The organism is Streptomyces sp. NPDC050418, from assembly GCF_044458745.1.
GTDB lineage: Bacteria > Actinomycetota > Actinomycetes > Streptomycetales > Streptomycetaceae > Streptomyces.
The window spans coordinates 577713-601379 of sequence record NZ_JBITIG010000002.1; the positions used below are offsets into that span (position 1 = coordinate 577713).

A 23667-nucleotide genomic window follows, 5' to 3' on the forward strand; every position below is an offset into this window, starting at 1 on the left:
GACAGCCGGACGCCGGGCATCCCGTCTTCGGACTCGGCGCTCCGTGGCTGCTCCACGAAGGCCGCCCTTTCGCCGACGCCCTGGTCCTCTCGCACCCCGAACAGCTGGACCGGCTGCGCGCCGCCTGCCCCGAGGCGGCCGGCACCGCCGTCCTCGCCGGTGACCCCTGCTTCGACCGCATCCTCGACCACCGCCACTTGCGCGCCACGTACCGCCGTGCCCTCGGCGTCCGCCCCGGCCAGCGGCTCGTCCTGCTCAACTCCACCTGGGGCACAGGCTCGTTGGCGGGCGACGACTGCGACATCCTGCCGGCGCTGCTGCCCCGCCTGAGCACCGAACTCCCCGTCGACGAGTACCGGCTCGCGGCCGTCCTGCACCCCAACATCTGGCACGGACACGGCCCGGGCCAGGTCCGCGCCTGGCTCGACCGTGCCATGCGCGCCGGTCTGACGCTCATCGACCCCGTGCACGGCTGGCGGCAGGCGCTGATCGCGGCCGACACGGTGATCGGGGACCACGGCTCGGTGTCGTTCTACGCCGCCGCGCTCGGCACCCCGGTCCTGCTCGGCGCCTGGCCGCTGTCCACCATCGACCCGCACTCGCCGTCCGCCGCGTTCGTACGGGAGGCACCACGCCTCGACCCGCGCGCACCCCTGCGCCCCCAGCTGGACGCGCTCGGCCCGCCGCCCGCGGGCCCCGCACACCTCACCACGTCCCAGCCGGGCAAGTCGGCGGCCCGGCTGCGGCGCCTCTTCCACGAGCTGATGGACCTCCCCGAGCCCGCCTACGCCGCGACCTTGCGGCGGCTTCCGCTGCCCCCGTACGAACCGGCCGCGATCACCGCACCCCAGCGCGTCCTGACCCGGATCACCGCACCCGGCGAAGTGACCGTGACGCGGTACGCGGACCCGGCGTACGAACCCGAAGGCACCGGGGATGTGTTCACCGCGGTCCACGAGGAGACCCGCGACCGGGGCGTGCTGTCCTCGGCCGACCTGGTGTTCCGCACCGGCGCACCGGACGATCCGCGTCTCGAACCGGCGGAAGTATGGGCCGCCGGGACGCTGGAGCGTCTGCCCGGCTGCGCCGTGGCCGTGCACGCCGACACCCCGCACACGGCCACGGCCCGCACCCGGGACGGCCAGCTCCTGCACCTCGCCGCCGACCCGCGATCCGGTACGGCGGACGCGGATCCGGTGGCGTACGGATGCGCGCTGCACGCCTGGATCGCGGGCGGCAAGGCGGTCGACGAGCTGGTCGCCCAGGGGCTTCAGGTGCGCCTGGGCGACCGGTCACACGCCGTGCGCGTCACCCGGATCGGCGGCTGAGCCGGCGGAGGCCGCGCGCTCCCGCAGCCGTTCGAGCCAGGCCACGTGCTGGAGCGCGCCCTCGGCCCGCAGGGTCATCAGGGCGGCGTCGAGGTGGGGCAGGGCGGCAGCCGGACCGCCCGCGACGAGGAGGATCTCGGCGAGGTCGGTGCGAGTGCGTGCCGCGTTGTAGGCGTCGCCGGTGTCGATGAATTCCCGAAGGGCGTACTCCAGTTGGGCCGCTGCCTCCGCGTGCCGCCCCTGCCCGCCGAGCGCTCTCCCCGTGTGCCGGGCGAGCAGGGCGCGGGCGCGCGCCAGGTCCGCGGCACCTTCGTCGTCCGGTCCGATCCGGTCGAGAACGCGTCCGGCGTCCTCGAAGCAGACGTACGCCTCCTCGAAGCGCCACTGCCGCAGCCGCAGCAGTCCGAGGAACTCGACCGCGGAGGCCTCCCCGCGCGTATGCCCCGCGGCCCGTTCGGCGCGCGCGGCGGCGCGGGCCTCCGGTTCGGCCTCGTCCCAGCGGCGCAACTCCGTGAGGGAGAGCGCCTGTTGGAGGTGGAGTGCGGCCGCATCGCGGGCAGACGCTGACGTCTCCTCGGCCACCCGCACCCCGGTCCGCAGCGCATCCAGGACGGCATCGTGGTGTCCGGCCTTCAGCTGCAGTGGCCACAGAGCACGGCACAGGGCGATGACCGCAGCGGCGTCGTCGAGGTGTGCGGCCGTGTGCACGGCCTCGACCAGGTTGGGCAGTTCGGCGCGCAGCGCCTCCAGAGCGGCGCCGGGACCGGGATACGTCACCGGCTGCTCGGCAGGCTTCGGGACGCGCCAGCTCAGGGGCAGCGCGGCGTGGGCCGTGGCGCGGGCGAAGACCACGTACCCGTCGGTGATGCGGCGCAGCGCGGCGCGTTCCTCGCCGGGTTCCGCGGCCCGTGCCGCCTGGGCGCGGACGCCCGGGCGGTGCCGGTAGCGGTCTGGGCCCGCCGGTTCGATCAGGTGGAGCGCGAGGAGCCGTTCCAGGGCGTGCGCGGCATCGGAGGGCGGCAGGTCCGCGGCCCGCGCGGCGGCCGCGGCGTCGAACGACGGCCAGGGGCGCAGGGCGAGCAGCCGGTGGACGCGGGCCTCGTCGGGGCCGAGCAGCCGGTACCCGGCTTCTGCGGCGCCCCGCACGCTCGCCTCCCCGCCCGCGGGCGCACCGGCCCCGGACGCACGGTCCGTGACGCGCGCCGCCAGGGCCCGTACCGCGAACGGCGTCCCGCCGCAGCGGTCCAGCTCGCGCAACAGCGCCTTGTCGAGGCGCGCGGACTCGCGTCCGGCGACGAGGGTGCCGAGCAGCTTCCGGGCGTCGCGGTCGGGCAGCGGGCCGACCGGTATCCGTACGGCGTCGAGACCGGCCGGCGGATGCAGCGCCACGACCACCGTGAACACGCCGTCGGCGGCGGTGATGAGCGGGGTGATCTGGGCGGCCGACTGCGCGTGGTCCAGGACGACGAGGTGCTTGCCGGCGGAGAGCAGGGAGCGCAGCTTCTCGCAGCGGCCGGACGCGGCGGCCGGGATGTCGCCCGGATCCAGCCCGAGCTGCTCCAGGAGCAGGGCCGCTGCCGCTCCCGCGTCGAGGCCGCGGGCCGGTGACGGGCCGCGCAGGTCGACGTGGAGCCGTCCGTCCGGGTAGCGCTCGTTGGCCGCACCCCAGCGGCGGGCGAGTTCGCTGGTGCCGATGCCTTCGGGGCCGTGGACGAGCGCGATCCGCGGGAGGCCGTCGAACGCGCGGTCCGCCTCCTTGTCGAGCGCCTTCAGCGCTTCCTTGCGGTCATGGAAGTGGCGTGTCGGGATGGGGAACGTGGACCGCACGGGATTCAGGGCCGGGCGCAGGGTCCTGAACTGTTCCAATTCCGCGGCGAGTTCGGGCCGTCCATCGATGGCCGCCGTCAGCGTACGCAGGAGAGCCGTCTGCTCGGCCTGGTTCATGGGCGCCCGGACCTCGCGTCCCGTGACCCTGCGGACCCACGCCCCGAAGGAGATCGCGAGCGTTTTGCCCACCTCACCGCTCGCCCCGTTGGCCACGCCGCCGACCACATAGCCGACCGCCCCGATGACCGCCGCTTCCAGCACGCGCTCCCCCTTCACGCACGTCAGGGCGGCTTCACGCACGTCATGCCGGTGAGCCCACCGCAGGTCCCCCGACTCGACCCTGACTTCCCCTCATTCTCCCCTGACAACTGCCGGAAATCTTTGACGCGTTCACCGCCCGGCTGCACGGTGGAATGGATCGGGCCGTCGAGCGCCAACTCGACGGCCCGTGCATGACATGAGCAGTCCGCGCGGGCGATGCGACTCGATGCGCGCGGACGTCCCCAGCGTATGGAGAGCAGGTTTCACCATGCCCAGTCCTGCACCGTCCACTGTAGCCGTCGCCTCCGCCGCCTACGCGGTCACGATCGCCGACACCGCCGAACAGGTGCGCGCCGCGCAGCGGTTGCGTCATCGCGTGTTCGGGGGCGAGATGGGCGCGCGGCTGCACTCGCCCGAACCCGGCCTGGACATCGACGCGTTCGACGCCCTCGCGGACCATCTCATCGTCACCGAGTCCGGCAGCGGCGAGGTCGTCGGCACGTACCGGCTGATCCCGCCCGGCCGCGGCGGAAAGCTGTACGCGGAGAGCGAGTTCGACCTGACCGGACTGAGTGCGATCCGCCCGCAGCTCGTCGAGGCGGGCCGCTCGTGCGTGCACCCGGACCACCGCACCGGCGCCGTGATCAACCTGCTGTGGTCGGCGCTCGCCCGCTATGTTCTGCTGTCCGGGCACGAGTACCTCGCGGGCTGCGCCTCGGTGCCGCTCGACGACGGCGGCCGCGCCGCGACGAGCGCCTGGCTGCTCGGCACCGCCAAGCACGCCGCGCCCGCCGAGCTGCGGGTGCACCCGCACCGCCCGTGGCAGCCGGCGGGCCCGCTCGACGGCAAGCCCTCGTACGCGGATCTGCCGCCGCTGCTGCGCGGCTATCTGCGGCTGGGCGCGTGGATGTGCGGGGCGCCCGCGCACGACACCGAGTTCGGCGTCGCCGACTTCTACGTCCTGCTGCCGATGGCGAACGTCGGCGACCGCTACCGCCGTTATTTCCTGGGCGAGGACCGGTGAACACCGCCTGGGCGGTGTCGTCGCCGTGCACCACGGGGTGTGTGGCGCACGGCGTCGGGCCCGTTCCGGCGGGCACAGCTCTGCGGCGGTACGCGGCCTTCGGCGCGGCCGTGACCGGTGCCTTCGCGGGCCGGGGCCACGGCGCGCTCGCCGACCCGGCGGCGCTGCGGCGGCGGGCCCGGGCGGTCCTGGCGGCGCTGGGGGTCCGACGGCTCGGCGGCGACGGCGAGTTGAGCGCGCCGGGCCGGTCCGGGACGCTGATCGTCGCCAATCACATCTCCTGGCTCGACGTGGTCGCGCTGCTCGCCCGCGAACCGGTCACTCCGCTCGCCAAGCGCGAGGTCGGCGGGTGGCCGGTGGTGGGTGGGCTCGCCACCCGGGCCGGTACCTGCTTCATCGACCGGGACGGATTCCGGCGGCTGCCCGAACAGGTCGCCACGGTCCGCGAACTGCTGCGCGCGGGCCGTTCGGTGGCGGTGTTCCCGCAGGCCACGACGTGGTGTTCGCCATACGGGGGCACGTTCCGGCGCGCGATGTTCCAGGCCGCGCTCGACGCGGGGGCGCCGGTCCGTCCGGTCACCGTCTCCTACCGCCAGGACGGCGCTCCCAGCACGGTCGCCGCGTTCGTCGGCGACGACGGGTTCGTGCCGTCGCTGCACCGGGTGGCGCGGGCGGACGGCCTGTCCGTGCACCTGGAGGCGCACGGGCTCCTGTACCCGGACGCGTGGCCGGACCGCAGGGCCCTGGCCCGCGCGGCACAGGACGCCGTGCTCGGGCCGCGCAGGCTCCCGTCCCCGACCGACCCTGCCCCGTCCCGGTGCGGACATGCCCCGCCGCCGTCCGATCACGCGCGACCCGCCTCCGGCCTGCCCGTATCGGGCCTGCCCGTATCGGACCTGCTCCCATCCGGCCTGCCCGCATCCAGCCCGCCCTCGTCCACCCCGCCCGTATCCGGCCCGCGCTCATCCACCCCGCCCTCATCCGAGCCTTCGCCCGCCCTGCACCTGCCTCCCCGCCGCCTTCATGCTTGACGGCTACCTCCGGGCCCTTCAGGACCTCCTCGGCTCCCCCTGGCTCTGGTGGGTCATCTTCCTGACCGCCTCCCTCGACGCCCTGTTCCCCTTCATGCCGAGCGAGACCACCGTCGTCACGGCCGCCGTCCTCATCGGCCCGGACCCCGGCCGGCTCGTGCTGCTCACCGTGCTCGCCGCGGCCGGTGCGTTCCTCGGCGACCTCGGCGGGCACGCGCTGGGGCGCCGCGCGGGCCCCCGCCTCCTCGCCCGGTTCCTGCGCGGCGAGCGCGGACGGCGGCGGTACGCGTGGGCGGCCTCCGCCCTGGCGCGGCACGGCCCGCTCCTGATCGCCGCGGGCCGCTATCTGCCCGGCGGCCGGGTCGCCGTCGGCCTCACCACCGGCGCCCTGCGCTATCCCCTGCGCCGCTTCGCCGCGTACGACGCCCTGGGTTCGGCCGTGTGGGCCGTGTTCGCGGTCTGTGTGGGCGCGCTGGGCGGCGCGGCGTTCACGGACCGCCCGCTGCACGGGGTGCTGCTGTCGTTCGGCGTGGTCACCGTGGTCTCGCTCGCGGTGGCGTGCGTACGCCGCCGGCGGCCGGCACACGACAAGGGCGTCCCGGGGATGCCCGAACCCGAGGCGTACTCCCGCACCCCTGCCCCGTACAACCGAATGGCGCAAACCCGGATGAGCCCGTACCTCGGGACTCCGGGGCGACTCCTGCGCCCCGTTCGCCCGTTTCGCCCTCCCACGTGAGGATGTGAGCACGACTGGCCCCACGTTCCGCGCAGCGCGGACCGCGGGTGGCACGTCGCCCGCGGACCGCAGGGAGAGCGCATTTGACCGGCACCGAGGTGGAACCTCCCGAGGCCACGGCCGCCGACGCCCCCGTGCGCGGCGGCTTCCGCGGTTGGCTCCTCGAAGGCCTCACCGCCCAGACCGCGCAGCACGCCGGTCCGCACGGCGCACCGTCCTCGGCGCACCGCGGCCACAAGTGGTGGCGGGTCATGTGCCTGACCGGTGTCGACTACTTCTCGACGCTCGGCTACCAGCCGGGCATCGCGGCCCTGGCCGCGGGCCTGCTCTCGCCCCTCGCGACAGTCGTCCTGATCGGCCTCACCCTCCTCGGCGCCCTGCCGGTGTACCGCCGGGTCGCCAAGGAGTCGCCGCACGGCGAGGGGTCGATCCGGATGCTGGAACGGCTGCTCTCGTGGTGGTCGGGGAAGATCTTCGTCCTGGTCCTGCTCGGCTTCGCGGCCACCGACTTCATCATCACCATCACCCTGTCGGCCGCCGACGCCGCGGCGCATGTGGAGGAGAACCCGTTCGCCCCGCAGTGGCTGGACGGCGAGCACACCTGGATCACGCTGTTCCTGATCGCGCTGCTCGGCGCGGTGTTCCTGAAGGGCTTCCGCGAGGCCATCGGCGTCGCGGTGATCCTGGTCGGGGTCTATCTCGCGCTCAACGTCGTGGTGATCGGGACGGCGGTCGTGAAGGTTTTCACCGAGCCCGTGCAGATCGACAACTGGTGGGACGCGGCGACCGCGGAGCACTCCTCGCCCTGGGTGATGATCGGCGTCGCCGTCCTCGTGTTCCCCAAGCTGGCCCTCGGCATGTCCGGGTTCGAGACGGGTGTCGCGGTGATGCCGCAGGTCAAAGGCGATCCCAGCGATACGTACAAGAACCCGGCCGGGCGGATCCGCGGCACCCGCAAGCTCCTGACGACCGCCGCCGTCATCATGAGCTGCTTCCTGCTCCTGTCCAGCCTCGCGACGACGATCCTGATCCCGCAGGACGAGTTCAAGAAGGGCGGCGAGGCCAACGGCCGTGCGCTCGCCTATCTCGCGCACGAGCATCTGGGCGAGGCCTTCGGCACCGTCTACGACGTGTCCACGATCGCGATCCTGTGGTTCGCGGGCGCCTCGGCGCTGGCCGGTCTCCTGAACCTCGTCCCGCGCTATCTGCCGCGCTACGGCATGGCACCGCAGTGGACGCTCGCCGTGCGCCCGCTCGTGCTGATCTTCATGGCCATCGCGGTGTTCATCACGCTCTGGTTCAACGCCGACGTCGACGCGCAGAGCGGTGCGTACGCGACCGGTGTGCTCGTCCTGATGCTGTCCGCGGCTTTCGCGTGCACGGCCGCGGCGCGCAAGGCCGGGGAACGCAAGGGGACGGTCGGCTTCGGTGTGATCACGGCGGTGCTCGCGTACACGCTCGTCGACAACGTCATCGAGCGGCCGGACGGCATCCGGATCGCCGCCCTGTTCATCCTCGCGATCATGATCTCCTCGTTCGCCTCCCGTGTGCACCGCGCGTTCGAACTGCGCACCGCACACATCACGTTCGACGCCAAGGCACAGGAGCTCATCGACGAGGCGGCGGCGCTGGGCGGACCGCTGCGGATCATCGCCAACGAGCCGCAGGAGCACAGCACCGTCGAGTACCGCGAGAAGGAGTACAGCCAGCGCGAGGCGACGTTCATCCCGGGCGGGCGGCCGGTCCTCTTCCTGGAGGTCTTCATCCGCGACTCCTCGGACTTCACGGCCGACCTGGAGGTGCACGGCGACGAGAAGCACGGCGCGCGGCGGCTGCGCGTCGAGTCCTCGGTCGTGCCCAACGCGATCGCCGCGGTGCTGCTCGCGCTGCGCGACCGCACGGGCGACGTGCCGCACGCGTACTTCAACTGGACCGAGGGTCACCCGGTCAGCCATCTGCTGCGGTTCCTGGTGTTCGGCGACGGCGAGGTCGCACCGGTCACACGCGAGGTGCTGCGCCGCGCGGAACCGGACCGCGAGCGGCGCCCGCGGGTGCACGTCGGCTGAGGTCCGCCCGGCGGTCAGCCGACGCCGAGTCCCTCGACGACCACGGCGCCCGGCAGTTCGGCGAAGGCCTTGCCCGGGATGATCAGCTTTCCGCGCCGCCGTCCGCTGCCGATCAGGACGTACGGGGTGTCGACGACGGCCGCGTCGACGAGGAGCGGCCAGTCGGCGGGCAGACCGACGGGGGTGATCCCGCCGTACTCCATGCCGGTCTCGCCGGTCGCGAGGTCCATCGGCGCGAACGAGGCCTTGCGCGCGCCGAGTTGCCGCCGTACGACACCGTTGACATCGACCCTGGTCCGGGACAGCACCACGCACGCGGCGAGCGAGCTCTCGCCGCCGCGCTTGCCCGCGACGACCACGCAGTTCGCGGACTCGTCGAGCAGCTTCTCGCCGTAGTGCTCCACGAACACGGCGGTGTCGGCGATGGCCGGGTCGGTGTCCACGTACAGGAACTGCTCGACGGGCACGGTGCCGCGCCAGTGGCGTACGGCGTCGGCGACCGGGGCGGTCAGCAGATCGAGGCAGTCGGGGGCGGGCCGGGCGTCGTCGAAGGTACCGATGGGAGCGCGCATACCGGACAGTCAACCAGAGGGCCGGGGCAGGGCGGGGCGGGTGATCAGCCTGTGGACACGGTCAGTTGGCGGACACGGTCGGCCCGTGCGCACGCTCAGTTGGCGGGCGGGATCTGGGCCGCCATCGTCATCTCCACCGGCACCTCGCCCTCGTTGCGGTACGCGTGCGGGGCGTTGGCCTCGAAGGAGACCGACGACCCCGTGGGCACGGCGTGCGCGATGCCGTCCACGACGAGGGTCAGCTCGCCGGCGGTGACGTGCAGCAGCTCGAAGGTTCCGGCGGGGTGCGGGTCCGAGACGCTCGCCTCGCCCGGCATCAGGACCCACTGCCACAGCTCGAACGGGCCGCGTTCGTCGGCGCTGACGAGCAGCGTGGCGTGGCTGCCGGCCTCGGTGGACCACATCCGTACGCCCTGGTCGCCGGACACGACCCGGACCTGCGGTCCCTGCTCGTGGTCGAGGAGCGTGGTGATGGAGACGCCGAGCGCGTCGGCGAGCTTGACCGTCGTACCGACGCTGGGGTTCGTACGGGCCTGCTCGATCTGGATGATCATGCCGCGGCTGACGCCAGCGCGGGCGGCGAGCGCGTCGAGCGTGTACCCCCGCTCGCCCCGCCAGCGCTTCAGATTGCGCGCGAGCGACTGGGTGAGCTGATCGAGATCCGACGACATTCCCGTCCCTGGTCCGCGGTCGAGGCGACTCACTGTGCACCCTGTAGTGCACCGAATCGTTCAACACACTGTACTGCGAGGACGTGCCCGCTCCTGGCGCGGCGAGTGCTCAGCGCACTCCGGCGTCGGGTTCCTCGTCGACCAGCTCCGCGAGCGCGAGAAGCTGCTCGGAGGTCATGCCCGCGGGGATCGGCACGGGCGGAGGCGTCCGCAGCGGCGGCTGCCATCCCGTCCCGGCCTCCCAGCGGCGCACGACACGGGCCGGGGCCCCAGCCACCACCGCGTGGTCCGGCACCTCACCGCGTACGACGGCTCCGGCCGCCACCACGACGTTCCGGCCGAGCTTCGCGCCCGGCAGGATCACCGCGCCGGTGCCGATCCAGCAGCCGGGTCCGATCTCGACAGGTTCCATCCGCGGCCACTGCTTGCCGACCGGCTCGTGCGGATCGTCGTAGCTGTGGTTGGTGGAGGTGACGTAGACGTACGGGCCGAAGTAGCAGTCCGCGCCGATGGTGACCGTCGTGTCGGCGATGACATGGCTGCCGCGGCCGAGGACGACGCCGTCACCGATGCGCAGGATCGCGTCGGGGCCGAGGTCCAGGTCGGGCATGAGGCCGGCGGTCAGGGTGACCTGTTCGCCGACGATGCAGTGGTCGCCCAGCTCGATCCAGGGCTCGCCGAAGACGGTGCCCTGCGGGAAGGCGAGCTTCGTACCGTGCCCGATCCTGCGGAACGCCAGTTTCCCGGGGCGCTCGGCCGTGACGGCTCCCGACCGCTGCACCCAGCGCCAGCCGGCGTGCAGGGCGCGGGTGACCAGGCGGCGACGGGCCGCGGCCAGCGATGAGAACGTGTTCCTGTTCGGCACCCGGACACCGTACTCATGTGCGCCCGAGGCGATGAGGGCCACGCCCTGTGATCTTCACCCCACCCCTGTGCGGCCGGGGCCCATCGCTTACCGTTCCCCTGGGCGCAGCACGAACTGAACCGGCAAGGAGCACGGCATGGCAGAGCGGGCGTTGATCGCGGGGGTCGGCGGCAAGGACCCCGAGGTGCACGCGGAGGCCTTCACCGCCCCCACGTCGGTCGCCATGGGCGACGTGACGATGAAGGCGGGTGCGAGCATCTGGTACCACACGGTCCTGCGCGCGGACTGCGGCCCGATCGTGCTCGGCGCGGACAGCAACGTCCAGGACAACTGCACGGTCCATGTCGACCCCGGTTTCCCCGTCACGATCGGCGACCGCGTCTCGGTCGGCCACAACGCGACGGTGCACGGCTGCACGGTCGAGGACGACTGCCTGATCGGCATGGGGGCCACGGTCCTCAACGGCGCGGTGATCGGCGCCGGTTCCCTGGTCGCGGCCCAGGCGCTGGTCCCGCAGGGCATGCAGGTCCCGCCCGGCTCCCTGGTGGCGGGCGTCCCGGCGAAGGTCCGCCGCCCGCTGACGGACGAGGAGCGCGAGGGCATCAAGCTCAACGCGCTGATGTACACGGAGCTGGCCAAGCAGCACCGGGCGGCCCACGAGGAGAACACCCCCGGGGCCTGACCCCACCCGTCGCCGCGCATCTGCCCGACGGCACGCACCCCCCTGACTCCGGCCGGTGCCGGATCCGTGCGCGCCGCCGGGCAGCCACTGGGTCACGCGGTGGCGGCCGCGTCCCAGAGGTCGCAGTGGTGGTCGATGGCGACCGAGGTGCTCGGCGCGAGACCGCCGGCCGCCGCGGTCCGCAGGCTCAGGACCTTGCCCGGCGTGTGCGGCATGACGGGTCCGCCGTCGGCGCGCGGTGGCGTGCCGTTGATGAACGAGCCCCAGTACTGCACCATCTGCCGCGCCAGGACCCGCTGTTGGGCGTCGAGCGGGGTGTCGAGTCCGAAGTGCCGGAACAGGTACTGCAGTTCATTGACATGCGTCGCCCCGAAGGGAAAGTCCGTGCCGAGCCGCCGCAGAGAAGCGAACGGCGGCGAGGTGCGGTCCGCGAACTCGTACGCGTAGACCTTGCCGCGCGCGGCCAGCGTCCGGTCGAGCCGCAGCGCCGGACAGGCCATCAGCTGATCGCCGAGCACGGCACCGTACGCGAGGGTCGGTGAGCCGAAGGCGGCGAGCGGGTAACGGCGTTCGACCTCGGGCGCGAGCTCGGCTCCGGCGAAGTCCTCCAGCGCTTTCGGGTAGTCGGCGGCGCGCAGCGGACGGCCGGTCGCGTCGTACTGACCGAAGGCGAAGAGGGTGCCCTCGTCCTGGTTGGCGCCGTTCATCACGGGGATCCCGGCAGCCGCCCCGGAGGCGAAGGCCTCGGTGGGCTGCTCGGGCAGGAAGGAGCCGCCCGCCACTCCCGACCAGCTGAAGCCGGCCTGTGCGGTGAGGATCTCCCGCGCGGACTTGCCGCGCAGACAGGCGAGCGCGGTCGCGGGTTCGGGACAGCCGGCCCGCTTCATGAACGCCGCGCCTTCCGCCACGGCCTGCGTACGGGTACGGGCCGCGCAGTCGTCGTACGCGCCGCTCTGGATGATCGCGGCACGGAACAGGCCCTTCGCACCGGGCGAGGCGAGCTGGGTGCAGACCGAGCTGCCGCCCGCCGACTCCCCGGCGATGGTCACGCGGCGCGGATCGCCGCCGAAGCGGCCGATGTTGGACCGCACCCAGCGCAGCGCCAGCTGCTGGTCCTGGAACCCGAAGTTCCCGGAGACCCTGTCGCGCGCCTCCCCGTCGAGCGCTTCGGTGGCGAGGAAACCGAGGGCGCCGAGACGGTAGTTGACGGTGACGACGACGGTGCCGGTCCGCTCGGCGAACTCGTCGGGCACGATCTCGTCGCCCGCACCAGCCGTGAGCCCGCCGCCATGGATCCACACGAGCACGGGCAGCGACCGCCGGGACTCGGGCACGTACACATTGAGGTCGAGACAGTCCTCCGTGAGGCTCGGCTGCTCGTGGCCGGGGTCCCAACCGGCAGCCTGCACACAGTGGTTGCCGAACGACGTCGCGTCCCGCACCCCTTGCCAGGGCCGCACGGGCCGCGGCTCCTTCCAGCGCAGGGCGCCGACGGGCGGCTCGGCGTAGGTGATGCCGAGGAACTGCCGCCCGTCACCGGTCCGTTCACCGCGCACGAGACCACCGGTGGTGCGCACCACGGTGTCGTGATCCGAGCGGGCCGCCACGGGTCCGGCGGTGAGCACCGGGGCGCCCACCGCGAGGAGCGCCGCGAGGACGAGGCCCACGCGCCGGCGCATACGGGAGATCCCCATGGTCACCGCCCCACCCTCACCACGGACGACAGCCGCGGCGCGCCCGCCGAGGCACCGACCTGCACGAGCCGCCGCCCGGTGCCGAGCACCCAGTCGTGCCGCTTCATGTCCCACGAGGACAGGGACCGCCGCGCCACCTTGACGGTCACCCGGCGCCGCTCCCCCGCCCGCAAGGTGAGCCGCCGGTAGCCCGCGAGCGCCAACTCGGCTTGCTCGACGCGGAGTTCGGGCGACGGTCCGACGTACACCTGCGGGATGTCCACTCCGGTGCGCCGCCCGGTGTTGCGCACGGTGAAGCTGACCGCGAGCCCTCCCCCGTCACCGTCCGGCCGTACCGAGAGATCGCTGTAGCGGAACGAGGTGTACGAGAGTCCGTGCCCGAACGGGAACAGCGGCCGTTCGCGCTGCGCCGCGTACCACCGGTACCCGACGTGCACGCCCTCCGTGTACTCCTGGGTGCCCTCGACACCGGGGTAGCGCACGGGGTCACCGGCCGTCGGGTGCGTGGCGTCGTCCACGGGGAAGGTCTGGGTGAGCCGGCCGCCCGGGTCGCTGTCGCCGAAGAGCACGGCCGCCGTGGCCTCGGCGCCCTCCTGACCGGGGTAGTACATCTGCAGCACCGCGCCGGTCCGCGCGAGCCAGGGCATCGAGGTCGCGGACGAGGTGTTGAGGACGACCGTGGTGCGCGGATTGACGGCCGTGACCGCCCGGATCAAGGCTTCCTGGTGGCCGGGCAGCGCGAGCGTGGTGCGGTCCTGGCCCTCGGTGGCGTCCTCGTACGCGAAGAGCACGACGCTGTACGCGCGCCGCGCCGCGCGGACCGCCTCGGTGACGTCCTGCGCACGGGTCGCGGGCGTCACACACCGCAGCCGGAAGATCTGCCCTTCGTCGCCACCCTTCGCGGTGATCTTCAACTTCCGCACTCCGCGCGCCACTTCGAGCGTCTTGCGGCGCACGGTGAGCCCGTCGGGCGCGGCGTTCACCAGGCCGCCGGCGAAGAACTCCCCCACACCCGCCGCGACGGGGAACAGTTCCTCGCCGTCGAGGAACACCTTGGGCCGCTCGCCGGAGTAGTGGATCACGAAGGTCCACTCCCCCGCCGCCGAGGCGTCGAGGGTCCCGTCGTACGTCCACGTCGCGCCCGGCGCGACGCCCTGACCCTCCGCGTCGAAGCCCGGGCCGAGTTCGCCCTTGGGAATCGGCTTGCCGTAGATGTCTTCTCCGAGGGCGTACGAGACCTGCGCACCGCGTCCCGCCCGGTCCCGGATCGCGTCGAGCGGTGTGCCCGCGCTGTCGGGGACCACATGGGCACTGCCGCCGCCGGAGACGAAGGGCTGCTTCCCCGTCGGGCCGATCACGGCGATGCTGCGCGCCGCACGGCCCTGCAGGGGCAGGGTGGAGCGGCGGTTGTGCAGCAGGGTGGCACCGGCCTTGGCGATCTCCAGGGCGGTGCGGGCACCCGCCGCGGCGTCCCGCTCGGGCCGTGCCCCGGCCGAACCGTCCAGCAGTCCGAACCGTTCGAGGACCGACAGCAGCCGCCGCACCGAGCGGTCCACGGCGGATTCGGGCACGCTTCCGTCCCGTACGGCCTTCTTGAGCGCGTCCCCGAAGTGGAGACCGCCCGGCATCTCCATGTCGAGCCCCGCGGTGATCGCGGCGACCGTGCTGTGCGCGGCGAACCAGTCCGTCATCACCCAGCCGTCGAAGCCCCAGCGGTCGCGCAGGATGTCGGTGAGCAGCTCCTTGCTCTCGCAGGCGAAGGTGCCGTTGACCTTGTTGTACGCGCCCATGACGGAGCCCGCCCCGGCGGCGACGGCGGCCTCGAAGGCCCGCAGCTCCGTCTCGTGCATCGTCTGCTCGTCCGCCACCACGTTGATGGTGTCGCGGTCCTTCTCCTGGTTGTTCAGGGCGAAGTGCTTCACCGTCGCGATGAGTCCCTCGCCCTGGATGCCCCTGATCTCCTCGGCAACCATGTCGGCGCCGAGCAGCGGATCCTCGCCGAAGGTCTCGAAGTTGCGGCCCGCGTACGGGGTGCGGATCAGGTTGCACATCGGCGAGAGCAGCACGTCCTGGCCGAGCGCGCGGCCCTCGCGGCCGATGACCTCGCCGTAGGCGCGGGCCAGCGAGGGGTCGAAGGTGGCGGCGAGCAGGACCGGGGCGGGCAGCGCGGTCGCCGGCTTCTTGACGCGGACGCCCGCGGGGCCGTCGGCCAGACGCAGCTCGGGGATGCCGAGCCTCGCGACCCCGGGTACATAACCGGCCTGGCCGAGACCTCTGGGGTCGTCGGCGCCGTGCAGCAGCGTGATCTTCTCGTCGAGGGTCAGCTTCGCGATCAGCGACTCCACGCGCGGGCCCGCTCCCGGCCCGGGCCTGCGGGTCGCGTCCGCCGCGTGCGCGGGGACGGCGAGGCCGACGGTCGCCGCGGAGGCGACGGCCACGGCGGCGCCGAGCAGTCGGAGCGCGGAGCGGCGGGAGACGGGCGAAGGGGCAGTCGAGGCGCTGGTGGGCATGGGCCGTCACTCCTTCTGTCGCGACTGAGGTATCGCGAAAGACCGATTGATTGACACGTGCCAACGGACAGTGCGCGTTCGCCCGTTGAACGCAATAGACGCACTATGCGACAAGGGCGAGTTGACACGCCGTCAGACACCACGGGTTACGCCGGAAACGTAAGACCGTCACTGACTCGTGTCAATCAGTTGAACGAAGAACGAGAACGCGCCCGCTGCGGGGTGGGATGCAGCGGGCGCGTTGACCTGGGAGTGCGACGAGAGAACCGTCGAGTGTTCAGTTGTTGAACGAACTCACCTGAAGGAGCTCACCTCAAGGAACTCACTTATTGGGGCGCAGAGTCCAGATGACCGTCATCTCGCCCGTCACGGCGCCGTCCTCGCGCCGGATCTCGATCGCGACCGGGAACTCCGGGCGCTTGCCCTCGTCCAGTTCGGCGACGACGTCGGCGACCGGGCGGCCGAGCGTCGCGACGGCCTTGACCTGCCCCATGGCGAGCTTCTTGTACGCGATCTCCGCGCTCACCGCGAGCGGCACCGCACGCGAGAGCTGGTCGCCGAACGCGGCGAGCACGATGGCGCCGCTCGCCGATTCGGCCAGCGTGAACATGGCGCCGGCGTGCGGGCCGCCGACGTGGTTGTGGTACTCGGCCTGGTCGGGCAGCGTCACCTCGGCACGCTCGGCGGTGACGTCGCCGAACTGGAGGTTCAGGGTGCGTGCCATGGGGACTGTCGCGGCGAGCATCTCGCCGATCGACATCTGCTCTGTGCTCATGGCCAGGATGTTACCGGCCGGTAAGGGTGCTTGACCATACCTTCTTCCCGGCGGCCGCCGACTTGTGCGCGCTGTGTGCCGAGCGCGTCACAATCGGGGGCGGGCCTCGTCACAATCGGGGGCGGGCGTGGCCAGGCCCTGGGCGCCCCTCTATCGTTAGGCGCCATGTGGCCAGGACAGCAGCCGCCCGGGGGCGAGCAGAACCCGCAGGACAATCCGAATCCGTACCAGCAGCCGGGGTACCAGCAGCCGAATCCCTATCAGCAGCCGGGATATCAGCAGCAGAACCCGTATCCGCAGCAGGGCGGCTACCCGCAGACCGGGGAACAGGGCTACCAGCAGCCCGGCTCCGGGCAGTGGAACGCGCCGAGCATGGCGGGCGACCTCCAGGCCCCGCAGGGCGGCGGCAGCGGGGGCGGCGGTGACAAGACCAAGCTGATCGCGATCATCGCGGCGTCCGCGGTGGTCGTCGCGGCCGGTGTGACGGGCTTCCTCGTGCTCGGCAAGGACGACGACGACAAGAAGGCCCAGTCGGCCAAGGGCGGCGGTGGCGACAAGACGTCGTCGGCGCCGAAGAGCCCGTCGGCCAAGGAGTCCGAGGAGGAGAACCCGCGCGGAACGGGCTCCGGCGTCGACCCGCAGATTCCGGGCTGGAAGGTCGTCGTCAACCCCAAGCGCGGCATCGCGTTCGACGTGCCGCCGGAGTGGGAGGTCGACTCCCCCGGGATGATGATCGGCTTCGAGGACGACAAGTCCGACGACGGCAAGCCGCTGATCATCATGTCCGCGCCCGCGTACTTCAAGAAGACCTGGTGCGAGTCCGACGAGGACAAGGACGGCACCAAGGACAGCACGGCCCTCGGTACCGCCGGGTCCAAGGGCGCCAACGGTGCGAAGAGCACCGACCAGGTCGCCATCAACCAGGTCGCCTGGTGGGTCTACGGCGGGTACACGCAGCCCGACAAGAAGAGCGTGACGGTCGACAAGAAGGCCACCGAGTTCACCACCGAGTCCGGGATCAAGGGCAGCTACGCCTGGGCCCGCTCGAAGAACACGCCCGCGAAGGGCAAGTGCGCCTCGGACGGCAAGGCGATCACGTTCGGCTTCAAGAACTCCGCGAACGACTACGTCGCCTGGAGCCTGCACGCCCCGACCGGTGTGGAGGGCGAGCTGCCCGACGAGACGATCAAGAAGATCATGGGCACCGTCCGACTCGAGGGCGACCCGACCGAGACGAGCTGACGACCGCAGGACGTCACTGTTCCTGGCCCTTTTCGTACGGCCGAAGCCCTCCCCGCGTACCGCGTGGGGAGGGCTTCGGCGTGTGCGGCTTCGCGCGGCGCTCGGCAGACGTGGCTCAGCCGATGCTGAACGATCCGCCCGGCGGCTCCGGCGAGGCGACCGCGTCGGCCTCCTCGACCGGACGGGCCGCGCCGATGAAACGGGCCAGCGGCTCGCCCTCGACCACGCGGGCCGGAAACGCGTCGGAGGCAGTGCGGCGGGCCAGGTCCCTGGTGTCCTGGGCGTGGTGCGCCGCGATGAGGACCGCGTTGCCGAAGCGGCGGCCGCGCAGGACGCCCGGTTCGGCGATCAGCGCGAGATGTTCGAAGACCGCGCGGAACGTGGCCAGTTGGGAGCGCAGGAACGTGAACGGCGCGCCGTCCGCGAGGTTCGCGAGGTAGACGCCGTCGGGGCGCAGGACACGTGCGGCCTCGCGGGCGTAGCCGAGCGTCGTGAGGTGCGCGGGGACCCGTGAGCCGCCGAAGACATCCGCGACCAGCAGGTCGGCACTGTCCGTGGGCGCTGATTCCAGCCAGCCGCGGGCGTCGGCGCCGTGCGTCCGGATGCCGGTGCCGTGCGTGACCGGCAGATGCTCGGCGATCAGCGCGAGCAGCCCCTGGTCGGCCTCGACGACCTCCTGGCGCGAGCCGGGGCGGGCGGCCGCGAGGTAGCGCGGCAGGGTGAGCGCGCCGCCGCCGAGGTGCACGGTGTCGAGCGGACCCGGGTCGAGTGCGTCGATCGCGTACGCGAGGCGGCGGGCGTACTCGAACTCGAGATGGGCCGGATCGTCGAGATCCACGTACGACTGCGGGGCGCCGTCCACCGTGAGGAGCCAGGCCCTCGGGCGGTCCACGTCCGGCATCAGCTTGGCGACACCGTGGTCCACGGTGCGCATCACGGGTATCGGCTCGTCCTCCACCGCTCCATTGTGCCGGGAGCGGTGGAGCGGCGGGACGGGGTCTGTCCTCGGGGCGGCGCTTGCGCGCCTCAGTCCTGCCAGAGTCTGCGGACCTCGGCCACGTGGGCGGCCGCCTGGGCCAGGCCCGAGCGGGCCGCCGGGGCGCGGCGGGTGGGGTCGAGGACGTTGCGGCCGAAGGTGCGGCGGGCCTCGCGGCTCGGGGTGATGAGGACGACCTCGGCGCCGGCCTCGGTGAGCCGGGCCGCCTGCGCCCGCGGGGTGGGCAGTGGGCCGCCGCCGAGTGCGATCGGCGCGATGATCAGGACCTTGGCGTAGCCCGCGGCGAGCGAGGCGTTCGCGGAGGAGTGCACGCCGCCGTCGATGTAGCGCTTGCCGTCGATGGCGATCGGCGGCCAGACGCCGGGGACGGCGCAGCTGGCGGAGACGGCGTCGACGATCCCGACGCCGCTGTCGCGGTCGAACGGGGTGAGCTCGCCGGTCTGCGTGTCCACGGCCGTCACGACGAGGCGCCGGTCGGCGGGCCACTCGTGCGAGAGCAGCCGTTTGCCGATCACCTCGCGCCGGTCCTCGTCCCCCGCGTGCTTCACACCGGACGCCATCTTGCCCATCCGTATCCCGTACGCCTTGACGTCACGGGAGCGCAGCACGCCCCACGCGTACCGGGCGAACATCGCGGGGCCCATGTTCGCGACGGTCTCGCCCTTGGGGTCGACGAGCTGGCGCGCGTACAGCTCGTCGAGGCCGAGCGCCCCGGAGGTCAGCTGTGCGCCGACGATGGACCCCGCCGAGGTGCCGACGACGAGGTCCGCCCCGGTCACGTCCACGCCGGCGGAGGCGAGGCCGTGCAGCAGGCCGATCTCCCAGCCGATGCCGGTGAGTCCGCCGCCGCCGAGTACGAGTGCCGTATCGCCCATGGGTGCCCCATCTCCGTATCCCCGCGACCGCATGCACTGTGCAGCGCCCGGTCCGCCTCCTGGGCGGTACCAGGAGTATGCAGACCGGGCGCTGCGGTGGGTACGGGGCCGGGGCGGACGGCTGCGCTCAGGCGGGCTCGCCGCGCGGGGCCGGGGGCTTCACGGGGGCCGGGGCGGGCGAGGGGGTCTCGACCGGGACCGGGAAGGCGAGCTTGACGGACAGCCACGCGAAGATCGGGCCGAGCGCGTTCATGGCGATCACGCAGATCCAGGCCGACCAGGCGTTGCCCGCGTCGTAGCCGAAGCCGCCGAAGAACGTGGCGAAGTAACTGGCGAAGCCGAAGAACATGCCGGGGATGAGGGAGAAGAGCGGGAGGCGGCCCGTGTACATCAGCGTGGTGTTGACCACGAGGATGCACAGCGCGGCGAAGAAGTTGCGGGCCAGCTGGCTCTCGCCGAAGGCGGTGCCCGCGTTCGTCTCCAGGAGCACGATGACCAGGGCGAACGTGGAGCCCATGGGCATCGCGCACCAGAGCCGTTTGGCGTTGGCGAGGTTGGGTCCGCCGAGCAGGAAGGTGCCGGCCCAGGCGATGAAGATCGCCCAGGGCGGCAGATGCAGGGCGTTGCCGCCGATGAACGCCGTGGTCGCGGCGAGCACGGACGCCACGATCTCGTGGGGTATGCGCTCGCGCATCACGGGAGCGGCCGCCGGCGCGCTCGTGGTCGTGTCGGTCATGTCAGGCCTCCAGGGCGCGCGCTGGGTGAAGGGTGAGCTCGGAGGTGTGCGTGGAACGGGCCACGATGCGGCCCGCCTTGATCACCGCGCTGCGGACCGGGCGCTCCAGGAGCACCGCGTCGTAGTCCCAGGTGTCGACCACCACGAGGTCGGCGGCGGCGCCGGCCCGTACGCCGTAGTCGGTGAGTCCGGCGACCCGGGCCGCGTCATGCGTGACGAGCTGCAGCACGCGGTGCAGGTCGGCGGCGCCGGACAGATGCGCGAGCCGGGCCAGGAGCAGCGCGGTGTCGAGCAGGTCCCCGGTGCCGTAAGGGGTGAAGGCGTTGCGGATGTTGTTGTTCGAGCAGGCGGTGAGGACGCCCGCGTCCCATAGGTCGCGGACGGGGGCGAGACCGCGGCGTACGGCCTGTTCGTCGCTGCGGCCGCCGAGGAACAGGTCGGTGCCGGGCAGCGGGACGATCGCGACGCCCGCCTGCGCCAGGTCGTGTGCGACGGCGCGGCGTTCGGCGGGCGGCAGTGCGGCGAGTGAGGTCACATGGCCGAGCGCGACCCGGCCGCCGAGTCCGCGCGCGGCGGTCTGCTCGGCGATGAAACCGGCGAGCGCGAAGCGCGGGTCGGAGGCGTCGTCGGAGAAGTCGCAGTGCATGTCGGCGGGGACGCCGTATTCGACAGCGAGGTCGAGGACCAGCTCCACATGCCGTTTGCAGTCGGCGAGGTCCTTCTCCGCGTACGTGCAGCCGCCGATGACGTCCGCGCCGGCGTCCAGGGACTTGCGGAGCAGGGCGTGGGTGTCGGGGGCCTTGAAGATTCCCTCCTGCGGGAAGGCGACGATCTGCAGGGTCAGGAGGTCGGCCCAGGCGTCCCGGAGTTCGAACATGACCTCCAGGCCGCACAGGCCCGCGATCGGGTCGACGTCCGGGTGGGCGCGGACCGTGGTGGTGCCGTTGCGGACGCACATGGCGAGGACCTGTTCGGCGCGGGCGCGCACGTTGTCGTGCGTGAACTGCCGCTTCAGCTCTCCGGTGACGCTTATGGCGCCGGCCAGGGTGCCCGTGGGGTTCGGGCGGATCGTGTCGAGCAGCGCCTTGTCCGGGTGCAGATGCGTCTCGACGAGACCGGGCAGCAGCACCCGGCCGCCGGCCTCGAAGACCTCGGCGCCTTCGGGCGGGGCGAGCGCCGGGCCGATCTGCTCGATCCGGCCGTCCTTGATGCGTACGTCGGTGGGATCCGGTGCGTTCTCCACGCGTACGTCGCGGAGCAACAGGTCCGTCACGGGTCTCTCTCCTTCGCTGAGGCGAGGGTGATTCAGAGCTCGCCGGGGAAGTCGGCCTTGCGGATCAGGCAGTGCACGCCCTTCACGTGGTCGACCACCTGCGAAACCTCGAAGTCCGCGGCTGCACTCAGATAGGCGTATGCGGTCTGCCGGTCCATGCCGGTGGTGGCCGTGAGGAAGGCGAGGGCGGAGCGGACGCACTGGCGCATCGCCTCGTCGAGGCTTTGGTCGAGCCCGATGGCGATCCAGTGGGTGCGGTTCTCGGCGAACGGGTGCGCGGCGAGGCCCTGGACCCGGCGGGCGGCCTCGCCGCGGACGACGGACAGGCGGACGGTGGCCCGCAGCGGCGCCTCGAACGCCGTGAGGGCCACCTCGCCGTTGCCCTGGGCGAAGTGCGGATCGCCCGCGTAGAAGCCGGCGCCCTCGGCTTGTACGGGTAGGTACAAGGACGATCCGCACGTCAGGTGTTTGACGTCCAGGTTGCCTCCGTGGACGCCGGGCGGGATGGAGCTGAGCGGCGCGTCCCCGGTTCCGCCGGCCACGCCCATGATCCCGACGAAGGGGTTGAGCGGGAAGCGGGCCGCGAGGTTCTCGGTGTAGCGCAGGACTCCGTAGTCCGTGCCGTCGCCGTCGGTGTCGACGGTGCAGAAGGCGCTGATCGTGCCGGTCGGCCCGCGCAGCAGGTCGGGGCCGCTCAACTCCTCGCTGTCCTGCGGGAGTTCTCCGGGCAGAGCTCCGCGCTGGTGCCGGTTGGCGACGATGCCGTAGCGGGTGCGGAGCTGCAGCGAGAGCGTGTCGACCTTGAGCAGGTCGCCCGGTTCCGCGCCGCGTACCGCCACCGGGCCGGTGATGATGTGCGGCCCCGGCAGGGCCGCACCGTCACGCGCCAGGCCGGACTCGGCTATCGCGCGGGCGTCGTCGAGGATGTCGCGGGCCGGGACGCCGAAGCCGCCGAAGAACGCGACCGGATCGCGTCCCTGGTCCGGCAGGATCCCCTCGTGCGAGACGAGGTCGACGGTGAGGGTCTCGCCGTCGTCCACGGCGAGGGCGGGTGCGCTGTCGGGATGCGGGAGTTCGCCCCAGCGGGCGGTCTCCGCGGTCGTACGCAGGTGATGGTTCCCGTCGACCCGAAGCATGTCGGGGACGGCGTAGGTGCCGGAAGAGCCCGGGGTGCGGGGCGAGGTGGTGGTGCTGTGAGGCATTTGGGGTCCTCTGCGTCGCGGGGTGGGGCTGGGTGGCGGGTCGTGGCTGGGCTGCGGGTGGGGCTGGGTGGTGCGTGGACTGCAGGCCGTGGCTGGGTGGCCGGTCGTGGCTGGGGGGCGGGTCGTGGGTGGGGGCAGGCGTTGTCAGTGGGGGCCGATAGCCTGGATAGGGCTTGGCCCCCGGGCGGGAGGGTTCCGTCCGGCGCACGGGCCGCGCCCGGCCCTCCCACCCGTGTTACGTCTCCACTGCCGCCGCATTGCGATCTCCCGTGGGCGGCGCGGGGCTTGAGCCGGCATCGGCGGTCCGTACGATCCGCGTGCCGGTGCGTCCGGCCAGCGCATCGCCGAGCGCGGCGGGCGAGGTGACCAGGACGCTGTCACCGCCTCCGGCGAGGAAGTCGAGCGCGGCGCGCACCTTCGGGCCCATGCTGCCCTCGGGGAACTGCCGGTCCGCCAGGTGCCGTTCCGCCTCCGCCACGTCGATCCGGTCGACGAAGCGCTGACGCGGGGTGCCGAAGTCGAGCGCGATCCGCTCCACCCCGGTCGTGATGATCAGCTCCCGCGCACCGAGTTCCCGCGCGAGCAGCGCCGACGTGGCGTCCTTGTCGACGACGGCCTCGACGCCCCGCAGCGAACCGTCCGGCGCGGCCACCACGGGGATGCCGCCACCGCCCCCGGCGATCACGACCTGCCCGGCGGCGAGCAGCGCGGCGATGGCCTCCTGTTCCACGACGAGGCGCGGCGCGGGCGAGGGGACGAGGCGGCGCCAGCCGCGGCCCGCGTCCTCTCCGATCGCCCAGCCGTGCGCGGCGGCGAGGCGTTCGGCCTCGTCCTGCGCGTAGTGCGTGCCGATCGGCTTCGTCGGCTGTGCGAACGCCGGGTCGGCCGCGTCGACCACGGTGTGGGTGAGGACGGCGACGGGCCGTACCCCGGCGGGCAGGGCGCCGGACAGGCCGCGGGCCAGGATGTAGCCGATGCTGCCCTGGGAGTCGGCGACGCACATGTCCAGGTCGAGCAGCGGGAGTTCGGGGGCGATCTCCGCCACCAGGTCGGAGCGGCGTTTGATGAAGCCCACCTGGGGCCCGTTGCCATGCGTGACGACGACGCGCGCTCCTGCGCGCACCAGGTCGGCGACCGGGCCGGCCAACTGGCCCGCCGCGTCGAACTGTTCGGCGATGGTGGCGCGTCGGCCGCCGCGCAGTAGTGCGTTGCCGCCGATGGCGAGCACGGTGGTGGGTGGTGGGGAGTGCCGCGGAAGCGGCGGTTCGGGCGTACGGACCGCGGGTTCTTCGGGCATGCC

20 protein-coding genes are annotated in these 23667 nt (G+C 72.7%); 7 read left to right on the forward strand and 13 right to left on the reverse strand.

Annotated elements, in window-relative coordinates:
* Positions 1-197 precede the first annotated feature (197 nt).
* Positions 198-1328 (forward strand): hypothetical protein, encoded by a 1131-nt coding sequence (locus ACIBI4_RS06935; protein WP_399202568.1) that lies wholly within the window; start codon positions 198-200, stop codon positions 1326-1328.
* On the opposite strand, the gene ACIBI4_RS06940 is transcribed toward ACIBI4_RS06935, so the two are convergent.
* Positions 1293-3416 (reverse strand): tetratricopeptide repeat protein, encoded by a 2124-nt coding sequence (locus ACIBI4_RS06940; RefSeq protein WP_399202569.1) that lies wholly within the window; start codon positions 3414-3416, stop codon positions 1293-1295. The two genes, ACIBI4_RS06935 and ACIBI4_RS06940, sit on opposite strands and share 36 nt — an antisense overlap.
* Positions 3417-3684: 268 nt before the next feature.
* Here ACIBI4_RS06940 and ACIBI4_RS06945 point away from each other — a divergent pair, with 268 nt between their 5' ends.
* From ACIBI4_RS06945 to ACIBI4_RS06960, 4 genes are all read left to right on the forward strand, one after another.
* A complete protein-coding gene (locus ACIBI4_RS06945) occupies positions 3685-4440 on the forward strand; it encodes a GNAT family N-acetyltransferase (RefSeq protein ID WP_399202570.1) in 756 nt (251 codons plus the stop codon).
* Positions 4437-5471 (forward strand): lysophospholipid acyltransferase family protein, encoded by a 1035-nt coding sequence (locus ACIBI4_RS06950; RefSeq protein ID WP_399202571.1) that lies wholly within the window; start codon positions 4437-4439, stop codon positions 5469-5471. The genes ACIBI4_RS06945 and ACIBI4_RS06950 overlap by 4 nt, the downstream gene beginning before the upstream one ends.
* Positions 5464-6207 (forward strand): DedA family protein, encoded by a 744-nt coding sequence (locus tag ACIBI4_RS06955; RefSeq protein WP_399202572.1) that lies wholly within the window; start codon positions 5464-5466, stop codon positions 6205-6207. The genes ACIBI4_RS06950 and ACIBI4_RS06955 overlap by 8 nt, the downstream gene beginning before the upstream one ends.
* Positions 6208-6341: 134 nt before the next feature.
* Positions 6342-8273 (forward strand): amino acid transporter, encoded by a 1932-nt coding sequence (locus tag ACIBI4_RS06960; protein WP_399202664.1) that lies wholly within the window; start codon positions 6342-6344, stop codon positions 8271-8273.
* A gap of 14 nt (positions 8274-8287) precedes the next feature.
* On the opposite strand, the gene ACIBI4_RS06965 is transcribed toward ACIBI4_RS06960, so the two are convergent.
* The 3 genes from ACIBI4_RS06965 to ACIBI4_RS06975 form a co-directional block, all read right to left on the reverse strand.
* Positions 8288-8845: a YbaK/EbsC family protein gene (locus ACIBI4_RS06965; RefSeq protein WP_399202573.1), complete on the reverse strand. Its 558-nt coding sequence runs from the start codon at positions 8843-8845 to the stop codon at positions 8288-8290.
* Between the two features lie 95 nt (positions 8846-8940).
* Positions 8941-9516, reverse strand: a complete 576-nt coding sequence (locus tag ACIBI4_RS06970; RefSeq protein WP_399202574.1) for a helix-turn-helix domain-containing protein — start codon at positions 9514-9516, stop codon at positions 8941-8943.
* A 109-nt stretch (positions 9517-9625) separates the two neighbouring features.
* Positions 9626-10381, reverse strand: a complete 756-nt coding sequence (locus ACIBI4_RS06975) for an acyltransferase (RefSeq protein ID WP_399202575.1) — start codon at positions 10379-10381, stop codon at positions 9626-9628.
* 136 nt (positions 10382-10517) lie between these two features.
* Here ACIBI4_RS06975 and ACIBI4_RS06980 point away from each other — a divergent pair, with 136 nt between their 5' ends.
* The gene (locus tag ACIBI4_RS06980; protein ID WP_399202576.1) at positions 10518-11063 is read left to right on the forward strand and encodes a gamma carbonic anhydrase family protein; all 546 of its coding nucleotides are present in this window, start codon (positions 10518-10520) and stop codon (positions 11061-11063) included.
* Positions 11064-11155: 92 nt separating this feature from the next.
* Here ACIBI4_RS06980 and ACIBI4_RS06985 read toward each other — a convergent pair whose 3' ends face one another.
* The 3 genes from ACIBI4_RS06985 to ACIBI4_RS06995 form a co-directional block, all read right to left on the reverse strand.
* A complete protein-coding gene (locus ACIBI4_RS06985) occupies positions 11156-12757 on the reverse strand; it encodes a carboxylesterase/lipase family protein (RefSeq protein WP_399202577.1) in 1602 nt (533 codons plus the stop codon).
* A 2-nt stretch (positions 12758-12759) separates the two neighbouring features.
* Positions 12760-15267: a beta-glucosidase gene (locus ACIBI4_RS06990; RefSeq protein ID WP_399202578.1), complete on the reverse strand. Its 2508-nt coding sequence runs from the start codon at positions 15265-15267 to the stop codon at positions 12760-12762.
* A gap of 322 nt (positions 15268-15589) precedes the next feature.
* The gene (locus ACIBI4_RS06995; RefSeq protein WP_399202665.1) at positions 15590-16027 is read right to left on the reverse strand and encodes a DUF4442 domain-containing protein; all 438 of its coding nucleotides are present in this window, start codon (positions 16025-16027) and stop codon (positions 15590-15592) included.
* Between the two features lie 180 nt (positions 16028-16207).
* Here ACIBI4_RS06995 and ACIBI4_RS07000 point away from each other — a divergent pair, with 180 nt between their 5' ends.
* Complete coding sequence (locus ACIBI4_RS07000) at positions 16208-17284, forward strand: hypothetical protein (protein ID WP_399202579.1); 1077 nt, start codon at positions 16208-16210, stop codon at positions 17282-17284.
* A gap of 115 nt (positions 17285-17399) precedes the next feature.
* On the opposite strand, the gene ACIBI4_RS07005 is transcribed toward ACIBI4_RS07000, so the two are convergent.
* The 6 genes from ACIBI4_RS07005 to ACIBI4_RS07030 form a co-directional block, all read right to left on the reverse strand.
* Entirely contained in the window at positions 17400-18218 is an 819-nt protein-coding gene (locus tag ACIBI4_RS07005; protein ID WP_399202666.1) for a spermidine synthase, read from the reverse strand.
* Between the two features lie 92 nt (positions 18219-18310).
* On the reverse strand, positions 18311-19156 hold the full coding sequence (locus ACIBI4_RS07010; protein WP_399202580.1) for a patatin-like phospholipase family protein: 846 nt from the start codon (positions 19154-19156) through the stop codon (positions 18311-18313).
* 127 nt (positions 19157-19283) lie between these two features.
* Positions 19284-19892: a DUF1097 domain-containing protein gene (locus ACIBI4_RS07015; protein ID WP_399202581.1), complete on the reverse strand. Its 609-nt coding sequence runs from the start codon at positions 19890-19892 to the stop codon at positions 19284-19286.
* Position 19893: 1 nt separating this feature from the next.
* Positions 19894-21165 carry an amidohydrolase family protein gene (locus ACIBI4_RS07020; protein WP_399202582.1) on the reverse strand — a complete coding sequence of 424 codons (1272 nt, stop codon included), beginning with the start codon at positions 21163-21165 and terminating at the stop codon, positions 19894-19896.
* 32 nt (positions 21166-21197) lie between these two features.
* Complete coding sequence (locus ACIBI4_RS07025) at positions 21198-22367, reverse strand: acetamidase/formamidase family protein (protein WP_399202583.1); 1170 nt, start codon at positions 22365-22367, stop codon at positions 21198-21200.
* Positions 22368-22602: 235 nt separating this feature from the next.
* Complete coding sequence (locus ACIBI4_RS07030; protein WP_399202584.1) at positions 22603-23664, reverse strand: carbamate kinase; 1062 nt, start codon at positions 23662-23664, stop codon at positions 22603-22605.
* Positions 23665-23667: the final 3 nt, after the last annotated feature.